The 7,509-nt window shown below is 69.4% G+C and carries 9 protein-coding genes and 1 pseudogene; 3 read left to right on the top strand and 7 right to left on the bottom strand.

Annotation, left to right across the window (positions count from 1 at the left end; translation table 11 throughout):
- Positions 1-36: 36 nt before the first annotated feature.
- Genes VGR06_RS42825 through VGR06_RS42815 form a run of 3 tightly spaced genes read right to left on the bottom strand, consistent with a single transcriptional unit; the run spans position 37 to position 2,337 of the window.
- Positions 37-1,005, bottom strand: coding sequence for an NAD-dependent epimerase/dehydratase family protein (locus tag VGR06_RS42825; RefSeq protein ID WP_327565004.1), 969 nt, complete (start codon positions 1,003-1,005; stop codon positions 37-39).
- 58 nt (positions 1,006-1,063) lie between these two features.
- Positions 1,064-1,225, bottom strand: a complete 162-nt coding sequence (locus VGR06_RS42820; RefSeq protein WP_327565003.1) for a hypothetical protein — start codon at positions 1,223-1,225, stop codon at positions 1,064-1,066.
- Positions 1,222-2,337: an acetamidase/formamidase family protein gene (locus VGR06_RS42815; RefSeq protein WP_327565002.1), complete on the bottom strand. Its 1,116-nt coding sequence runs from the start codon at positions 2,335-2,337 to the stop codon at positions 1,222-1,224. Before VGR06_RS42815 ends, VGR06_RS42820 begins: the two co-directional genes overlap by 4 nt.
- A 250-nt stretch (positions 2,338-2,587) precedes the next feature.
- On the opposite strand from VGR06_RS42815, the gene VGR06_RS42810 reads away from it, so the two are divergent.
- Positions 2,588-2,920 (top strand): hypothetical protein, encoded by a 333-nt coding sequence (locus VGR06_RS42810; protein WP_327565001.1) that lies wholly within the window; start codon positions 2,588-2,590, stop codon positions 2,918-2,920.
- Positions 2,917-3,372 (top strand): MerR family transcriptional regulator, encoded by a 456-nt coding sequence (locus VGR06_RS42805; RefSeq protein WP_327565000.1) that lies wholly within the window; start codon positions 2,917-2,919, stop codon positions 3,370-3,372. Before VGR06_RS42810 ends, VGR06_RS42805 begins: the two co-directional genes overlap by 4 nt.
- A 383-nt stretch (positions 3,373-3,755) precedes the next feature.
- Here VGR06_RS42805 and VGR06_RS42800 read toward each other — a convergent pair whose 3' ends face one another.
- Positions 3,756-4,142 carry a metalloregulator ArsR/SmtB family transcription factor gene (locus VGR06_RS42800; RefSeq protein ID WP_327564999.1) on the bottom strand — a complete coding sequence of 129 codons (387 nt, stop codon included), beginning with the start codon at positions 4,140-4,142 and terminating at the stop codon, positions 3,756-3,758.
- A 142-nt stretch (positions 4,143-4,284) separates the two neighbouring features.
- Between VGR06_RS42800 and arsM the strand changes: the two genes are divergently transcribed.
- On the top strand, positions 4,285-5,118 hold the full coding sequence (arsM, locus tag VGR06_RS42795) for an arsenite methyltransferase (RefSeq protein WP_327564998.1): 834 nt from the start codon (positions 4,285-4,287) through the stop codon (positions 5,116-5,118).
- A 444-nt stretch (positions 5,119-5,562) separates the two neighbouring features.
- Here the strand turns inward: arsM and VGR06_RS42790 are convergent, their stop codons facing one another.
- The 3 genes and pseudogenes from VGR06_RS42790 to VGR06_RS42780 form a co-directional block, all read right to left on the bottom strand.
- Positions 5,563-5,769: a hypothetical protein gene (locus VGR06_RS42790; RefSeq protein WP_327564997.1), complete on the bottom strand. Its 207-nt coding sequence runs from the start codon at positions 5,767-5,769 to the stop codon at positions 5,563-5,565.
- A 173-nt stretch (positions 5,770-5,942) separates the two neighbouring features.
- Positions 5,943-6,560, bottom strand: coding sequence for a M1 family aminopeptidase (locus VGR06_RS42785; RefSeq protein WP_327564996.1), 618 nt, complete (start codon positions 6,558-6,560; stop codon positions 5,943-5,945).
- A gap of 383 nt (positions 6,561-6,943) precedes the next feature.
- Positions 6,944-7,509 (bottom strand): annotated as a pseudogene (locus VGR06_RS42780) (hypothetical protein); the annotation flags it as partial.

Raw genomic sequence — 7,509 nt, 5'->3', positions numbered from 1 at the left:
GGGCGGTCACATGTCGCAAATTCCAGGTGCGCCGCATTAGAACGCCTGACCGCCCACGTCCACCTGGCCATGAGCCACCAGCCAGCGCAGCGCCTCGCGTAGCGCGTCGAGCGAGGTGTGTCGCGGGCAGTAGCCGAGCGTTTCCCGGGCCCGGGCGATGCTGGCGGTGATGCTGCGCAACGCGTGCTCCCGCGACGTCGTCGCGTGCTCGCTGCCGACCCGGTCCTCGAACTCCGCCCAGTCGACAAGGTCGAGCATGGGCTCGCGGCCGAACCAGCCGGCTACCCCGGCCGCCAGCCCGCGCAGCGTCATCGCCTGTTCGGAAACCACATGGAAACTCGAGCCGATCGCGGCCGGTCGGGTCAGCGCGCGCTCGAAGGCCTGCGCCACGTCATCGGCGTGCACGTGGTGCAGGACCCCGAGTCCGTGGTCGGGCAGGGCGAGCGGCTTGCCCAGGGCCAGGCAGGTCCACACCTCGGGGTCGAGGTTGCCGGCCGGGTTGATCACCGGCCAGCCGGGGCCGCTGATATGTCCCGGGTGCAGTACGACACTGGGCACGCCGCCGGCGAGCGTCTCGCGGTGGAGCAGCGCCTCGATCTCCGCCTTGCCGATGCCGTACTCCCCGTACGGCGTGCGCGGCTCGTCCTCGGTCACGGGCACCCGCAGGGCCGGCCCGTGCACCCAGATCGAGCCGCAGTGCAGCAACAGCGGACGGGCCGGCCGCAGCGCGTCCACCAGCCGCCGCGCGGACGCCGCGGTGAAGCAGAGGAGATCGACGACGGCGTCCGGGCGCAGCCCGGCGACCCGCTCACCGAACGTGCCGGCGGCGTCCTCGGCCTGCCGGTCGACCACGATCCGGTTCACCGATCGCCACTCCGGCCCCCGCCGGTAGGGGTCGCGCACGCCGCGGCTGAGCGCGATCACCTCATGTCCCGCGCGGACCAGCCGCGGGACCAGGTAGGTGCCGATATGACCGGTGGCGCCGACGACGACGACTCGAGTCATGCCCGGACCTCCCTGCCTCACCCCGACCTCGCCGCGCGGGAAACGGCCGGCTCGTAACCTATTTGACCGCGCCCGCGGTCAGCCCGGCGACGTAGTAGCGCTGCAGGATCAGGAAGATGACGATGCAGGGAATCATCGTGACGACAACGCCCGCCTCCAGGATGCCCCAGTTCAGCGTTGTGCCCGCCGAAGTCTCATCCGCCCTGGTCAGCTGGCTCAAGTACGGAAGATGTCCTCCGGCAGGAACGCCGAGACCAGAAAACTCGGGACGTCGACGAGCTGGCTGACCTTGAGGTCGACGGCGACGCTGCAGATGGCGTACGCCTGCTGGCGGTTCCAGCCCCGCTCACCGAGGTGGTCGATCATGTTGAGCAGAGCGCTGCGGGCGGCGACGGTGGCGTCCTCCGCGTGTAGCACCCCGTCCCGGTCCACGGACATGCCCGTCGTGGCGTAGAACCGGCGCGGGGCGGCGTACTCCGGGGCCACCCAGTAGTCCGTACGGGCGAATCGGGGATCGCCGATCCCCTTGTCGCGGGCGGCTCCGCTGTGCACGGCGAACCGGACGCGCAGCGTCGCGTTCATCTCGATCGCGGTGCCACACGTCTCGCAATCGCCCTGGGCGAAGTGCGCATCGCCGGCGGAGAACAGCGCGCCCGGCGTGTCCACCGGAATGAACAGCCGGGTGCCGGCGGCCAGCTGCTTGATGTCGACGTTGCCCGCCTGCTCCCGAGGCGGGATGGTCCGCAGCGCGTCGGCGGCGATCGCCGGGTCAGCCGGTACGGCGAACGCGGTAGACGGCGGCAGGACGAACCCGCCACGCTCCAGCGCGGCCCGCTCGCGCGCCGCGATCCGGCCTAGCGCCGCCCGTCCCGGAGACAACCCGATCGTGCCCATGAAGGGCGCACCGGGGATCCGCACGCCGGGCAGATCCGCTGAAGTGGCCCACCCGTCCGCGATGGCCCAGCGCACCATGAACGGCTCAGGGAACACGTCACGTAGGAATCCAAACCCTGGCACCTGCACGGTGTAGCCGTAGCTGTCCGGCACGACCTCCACGATCTCGACCTCGAGCAGGTCGCCGGGCTGCGCTCCCTCGACGTATACGGGGCCCGTCAACGGGTGGACCACGTCTAGGTTCGGTGCGGCCACTGTATCCAGGGTGGCCTGCGGACCCATCTGCCCGTCGAACGCGTCGCGGGTCTCCAGTAGGAGCTCATCGCCAGGCTCACAGCGCGCGATCGGCGGAATGTCGGGATGCCACCGGTTGTGCCCGGTCGCCGGCTCCTCTACAAGTGTCTTCGACCGATCCACCCGCACCTCGTGAACGGCCATGTCAATCCCCTCCCGCTTCCACGCGACGCTGTCGCCCGCGGCATCCCCGCGGGACGTACCCCTAGCCTCGCCCGGAGCGAGGGCCGGGAACAGGGGCGCAGCGTGGTCGCGCGGCCCGGATCCCGGACGCCGGCCGTGACGCCACTCCGTGACGGAGTTCTCGTAGTTGATCTTCCTCGTGCTTCTCGCTACCGCGGGTCACATGAAAAGGGTTGCATCCGGTACCTGGGTACAGGCTTACCGTCATGGCATGACGACGAAAGACCTGGGCTGGGTGCCCGACGCGTGCACCCTGCCGACGGCGGAGCGGCCCCTGCGGCTGATCGAGTTCGACGAACTATTCGCCACCGCGCTCCGAGGTCAGCAGAGGATCGCGAAAACGAATCTGCGATGGCGCCTTCATCCGGGCGCGGAAGAGACCGCCCGGGAGCTGGCTGGCCGGGAGAGCGCGTGCTGCTCGTTCTTCACCTTCACGTTCAGCACGGACGGAAAGGACCTGCTCCTCGACGTGACGGTGCCCGGCGCACACGTCGACGTCCTGGATGCACTGGCAGCCCGTTCCGCGAGCGGGATGCCGGCGTGAACGGGTTGCGCAGCAGCCAGGTCGCGGATGCGGCCGGGGTCAATCGGCAGACGCTGCGCTACTACGAGCGGCGTGGTCTGCTCGCCGAACCACAGCGCAGCCTAGGCGGTCACCGGCTCTACCCCGCCGAGACAGTCACCGTGCTGCTGGTCATCAAAGCGGCGCAGCGGCTCGGGTTCACCCTCGACGAGGTCGCCGACCTGCTCGACGCCGGCCGCCACCATCACGGTCGCCGCCCGGACACCGGGCTACAGGCCCGCGCGAAGACGAAACTCGCGGAGGTAGAGGCCAAGATCGCTGACCTGCGCGCTATTGCCGACTCACTGCGGGCCGCCGTCGATGCTGGCTGCGACGACATGGTCACCTGCGCCGGACAGTCGGGCTGTCCCATCCCGTTCACCACCATCGCCGCCACCGAGGCCCGAGGAGACACCGAAGCCCACGATCGCTAAACGGGCTCGCCCGATTCCTGCCGTCCGAACTGACCAGCCTGGCCTGGGTCGCCTGCGCCGCGTGCGCCGCCATCCCGTTCCGTCCGCCCGCGTGCTATCCGGCGCCGGATGGGCCGCAGCAGGAACGTGGATGCCCGGCATCGCCGTCGCGTCCGCGGCCTCTGCTGCAGGCGCGTGGTGGCGGCCCCTCGGCGCCGTCACGGTCGCGGATGTGCCTGCTACGCTCGGACAGCTCGTCGCTACCTGCCAGCGACCGCGCGCCTACCGGCAATGCACACTACTGGCCGGCCACCTCCCGGCAGACGCCGGCTGATCTCGACCAACCCGGCTGAGCCCCGCACCGCCTCCCGCGTGTCTCCCCCATTCCAGCAAGCCTTTGACGGCTACCGCAGGTCCTGCGCCAATGGGGTCGGTTTGGAGGTTTGGGTGGTTTCCAGCAGGCACCAGCCGAGCTCGAGCAGCGCGGGTACGCAGGCGTCGACAATGCGGTAGAAGATGCTGTTCCCGGCGCGTCGGGTGGCCAAAATCCGCTGGTCGACGAGGCGCTGGAGCTGGTTGGACACGGCCTGCTGGCTCATTTCGAGTTCGGCGGCGAGGTCGCCCACGCGGACTTCGCCGCGGCGGGCCAGGGCGTGCAGCAGCCGCAGCCGGGTGTCGTTGGCGAGGACCTTGAACAGTGCGGCGATGCCGGCCGCCTGCTGGACGTCCAGCGGCGCCCGCTCGGTCAGCGACGGCGGGCAGGCGACCCAGTCGAGGACCGGCAGCTGCACACCCGCGTCCGTTGCAGACTCGGTGGCACGTCGATCGTTTCCCATCACTCCGCCCTTACCACTGCACAACTAATCCGTGTAATAGTTGTAGTCGCCATGCTGGCCAGGGAGTATGGGCCACCTCGACCGCGGGAGGAATCCCATGACGACGGACCGCAGCCTCGACCCTGCCACGGTGCGGGAGCAGGTGCGTGCCCGCTACGCGGCGGCGGCCATGACCGTGCTGGCCGCGCAGCCCGCCGGGTGCTGCGCGCCAGCCGCGGCGCCCACCGACGCCGCCGGGACGGTGGCAAGTTCATGCTGCGACGCTACCGCCGACACGGGCGACACCGGCGCCGCGGAGGTGTTCGGTGCCGGCCTGTATGACGCCACCGACCGGGCTGGGCTGCCGGTCGCGGCGACGGCGGCGAGTCTGGGCTGCGGCAATCCGACCGCGGTTGCCGACCTTCACCCGGGTGAGACTGTGCTGGACCTGGGCTCCGGCGGCGGGATCGATGTGCTGCTCTCCGCCCATCGGGTGGGTCCAGCTGGCAAGGCGTACGGGCTGGACATGGCCGACGAGATGTTGCAACTGGCTCGGCGCAATGCCGCCGAGGCAGGTCTGTCCAACGTGGAGTTCTTGCAAGGTCACATCGAGGACATCCCGCTGCCTGCCGACAGCGTCGATGTGGTCATCTCCAACTGTGTGATCAACCTGTCGGTCGACAAGCAGGCGGTGTTCGCCGCCATGCACCGGGTGCTTCGCCCGGGCGGGCGCATCGGTGTGTCCGATGTGGTGGCCGAGGATCACCTGAGCGCCGGCCAGCGGGCCGAGCGGGGCGGCTGGGTCGGCTGTATCGCCGGGGCTCTGTCGGTGGGCGAGTACCGGACCGGCCTGGCCGCCGTGGGCTTCACCGACATCGGCATCGACTACACCCACCCGGTGGCCGACGGCATGCACTCGGCGATCATCCGGGCCACCAAACCCGCGAGTTGACCAACGACCCCGGACCACGCAGCAGTGGCGAGTGCCCCGATCGGCGCCGGCAGGTCGTACCCGGGGGTTCTGTTCGCGATCGGCCCGGACCGGTGTCGCGCCTACGCGGCGGAGAAGTCGCCAGGGCGACACTGCGCGCCACCCAGACCTGCAGCGGGCGTCGCGGTTGGCACGTCGCAGATCGCGCTTCGCCCGTGCCCTGCGGGGACACGTCAAGCGATGTCGGTCGCCGGTTTCCGGAGATTGGCTGTGCACTGCAAGGTGTCGCTGTCGCGACGGTGCAGAGCGGGCCCGTTTCTCCGGACGGTGTCCATCTCGGCGTACAGCGCGTTGGGCATGCCGACGAGGCACGCGGCGAGCAGTGACGGGTCGGGCCGGGCGGTGACCAGGGTGCGATAGGAGCGCGGCAGTTCATCGGTCGCCGTCAGCGCGCCAGCGTGCCGGTCACGATGTCGGGAAGGGCACCCCCGCCACGCCCAACACGAGCGTCGCCACCGCAGCGCACCCCGCCACCACGGCGGCGACCGGCATTCGGCCGGCGACCTCCGGCACGGCCGAGAAGCTGCCCGGGGGCCCGGAGAACGCCGGGACCAGCCACCCGCCGCGCTCCGGCGTCGATCTCAGCTCGGCGCGCGGCCTCCTTCGAGCCAACCTCTGAGCGCCGACACCGCACCGGCCACCTCCGATGACCGAGCACAGCGGCGTTCCATGCGCAAACGACCCGGAGCCAGCGAGTCGCCCTCCTGCTGCACGGTGGGCGCCGTAGGGTGGCGGCTCGCTGAAGCCGCATCGGGGAACATCAACCGGCGTTTTGGGCGCTGTTCCTACCAGGAGGTGGGTTTGTCAGGCTGGTATAGCCAGACGTCGAAGAAGTGCTGCAGGTTCATCCCGCTGTCCCGCTCGGCGAGAGCGATGAACTGGGGCGTCGTGACGTTGCCGTAGCGGTATTGGGTAGCCCAGTCACGCATGATGCGGAAGAACGCGGGGTCTCCTACCTTCTCGCGCAATGCCTGGAGAGTCATTCCGCCCCGGTTGTAGATCGTTCCGTTGAACAGGTAGACCGGCGTACCCGGGTTACCGGGGGGCGGTGTCCAGAAGGCGGTGTCCTGAGCCGGCGTGTTATAGAGGGTCTCGAAGTATTGGTGCGCCGACTTACGACCGTCGTGCTCGCTCCAGATCCATTCCGACCATGTCGCGAACCCTTCATGCAGCCAGATGTCCGGCCACTGGGTGAGCGTGACAGAGTCGCCGTACCACATGTGGGAGAGCTCGTGCGCGAGGGTCGTCTCGTCCGGCACCCGGTCGAACACGGGCTTGGTCTGCGTCTCCAGCGAGTAGCCGACGTTCTTCGCGTCGTCGACGATCGCACCGACCGCGTCGAACGGGTAGCGCCCGTAGATCGAGCTGTAGAAGTCGACGATGTCCGGCAGCTTCTTGAGCACCGAGGCGCTCGACAGCTGCGCACCTCCGTTGAAGACCGGACAACGGGCCGGTGGCCAGTTGTCCGAAGCCCCAGACGGCAGGGTAGATGGCGGCCAAGGCGCCGATCTGTCCTCGTGATAGGCCGGCGGTGGCGAACAGCAGGGGAAACAGGCCCCAGGCGAGGCAGTCGTTGAGGCTGTTGACCATGCCAGCCTGGGCCGCTGGGAAGAGGAGGGGTTGCGATGGCTGACCTGGGCGGCTACCTGTCGCGTGGGCAGGTCGGCGCCGCGGGCGCCGTTCGTGGCGGTGGTGGCTTCGTGGTGCGTCGCTCTTGGTGTCGACCGCGTGACCGTCCAGACCGGACGGTCACATGGTCGGCGGGGGGCGACCAGGGCACGGTAGGCTATTGCGTCCGGTACGCGCGGATGATCGTTTGGTCCAGTTGGCTGCCGGCGTCGCCCGAGACCCGGACCCGTAGTGAAACGGGCCGGCCCACCTCGACGGTCGGCAGCGTCGCGACGAAGCGGTCTGCGTCGCGTGCGACGGCCGGGACCGCTCGCCAACTTGTGCCGTCGTCGGTGGACATCCACAACTCGAACGCCACTATCCGTTGGGGCGGAACCCCGACGGTTTGCCGTACGGTGAAGCTCGCTTCGTCGCCGTTGGGGCGGTTGACATCGTTCAGGGGAAGGGCGTAGTCGACGGATAGTAGCGGCACCGGGACACTGTCGGTCCCGTCCGGCCGGACGGAGCGGAACGTCCACGTGGTGCTGACCCGCGTGGAGATCGGTAGTACCGCGCCGGCATCGAGATCGTACGTGAGCCGGTAGGTGGCCGCCTCGGCTGGGATCGTGAAGTCGCCGGACGAGCCGGTCACCTGCGCGATCTTGCGGCCGTTACGCTGGAGCGTCAGCGTTCGGGTGGTGCTCTCCTCCCATCGGGTATCACCGGTCAAGCAGCTGAATCGCT

Source organism: Actinophytocola sp., from assembly GCF_036002505.1.
Classification (GTDB): Bacteria; Actinomycetota; Actinomycetes; order Mycobacteriales; family Pseudonocardiaceae; genus DASYTH01.
The sequence above is the reverse complement of the archived record's forward strand: the minus strand, read 5'-3'. Positions and strand labels throughout refer to the sequence as shown.